The 1116-nt window shown below is 53.5% G+C and carries 1 pseudogene; it reads right to left on the bottom strand.

Annotation, left to right across the window (positions count from 1 at the left end):
• Positions 1–5: 5 nt before the first annotated feature.
• A pseudogene (locus ACQ4N7_RS30290) lies at positions 6–1032 on the bottom strand (ISAs1 family transposase).
• Positions 1033–1116: the final 84 nt, after the last annotated feature.

The raw sequence follows: 1116 nt of genomic DNA, 5'->3' as shown, positions 1-1116 counted from the left end.
CAGGGCTATTTCATTCTAAAAACGGTCTTGAGTGTATCTAGGCCGAATTTACAGAATCGTTCAGCCTGAGCCATATTGGAGAAGGCGTTGGAGCGGTAGAGATTGAGCGCGAAGTTACGAGCGACAGCGAAGATTTGCGGTAACTGATGCATGCGAATGCGTGAGGCATCCTCACCCTGGGTCACATCGCGGACGTAATGTACCTTGTTTTCGACGCCCCAGTAGCCTCGGATGCGCTGAGCAAAGGCATCTGCTGTGGCTAGAAACGAGGCAACATAGTAACGAGTTTCGGTTTCTTGACGAGGCTGACCGCCGTACTTGAAGTGTCGCTCACTCTCCACGCGAACCAGTGTCTTCAGTCCTGGCCAGGGCTTGATGTTATCGAGGGTCGTGCAAAGGCTGATGACTCGCTTCTCCAGTCGTCCGTGCCCTTTGCTGAGGTCGGTGAAACTCGCCTCGGCAACAAAATTAGCCTGGACGGTTTTGAGCAAGTTACCTTGATTGCCTTTGAGGGCAGCCAAGTAATGATTCTCGGTGTCAATGATGAGTTGACAGGTTTTTTTGAGTGCTGATCGCATCAAAGGCAATCACCACGCCCTTGAGCGCCAGCTTCTCGATGAACTCCGGCAAGGCTTTGATCTCATTCGTTTTGTGCTCAACCGGATAGGGTTCTAGAATCAGTCCCCGCTCCACTAGATAGGCACTGACCAACAGAATGGCCGGATGAGGGGGAGAGTCGGGATTGTCGCTCTCCAGTTGATACGACCCTCGCAAAACTTTGCCGTCAACCGCTAAGGTTTCACCGGGTAATGGTTCGATGTCAAAGAACCGGGCTAAGGCCGCTGAGTACTGCGAATAATCTAGCCTCAGGAGCACTCGACGAATTGTGCTGTAGGAGGGCAGCCGGTGTTTGGGCGGCTTGAAGAGGTCAATCAACTCGCTTTGGTAGCACCTGAGCCAGTCACCAATGGACAAAAAGCCTCGATTACCTGCTGTCACCGCCAGGGTAAAGAGCGCCAGGCACAGGGCCATATGATGCCGCTTCCCAGACGCCTGACGCACGTCGGGCAGATCAGCGAAGGCTTCCAGAATCTCGATCCGCTCAGGCAACGACTC

Source organism: Nodosilinea sp. AN01ver1 (assembly GCF_050565655.1).
GTDB lineage: Bacteria > Cyanobacteriota > Cyanobacteriia > Phormidesmidales > Phormidesmidaceae > Nodosilinea.
Note: the sequence above shows the minus strand (reverse complement) of the source record. Positions and strands in the feature narration are given on the sequence as shown.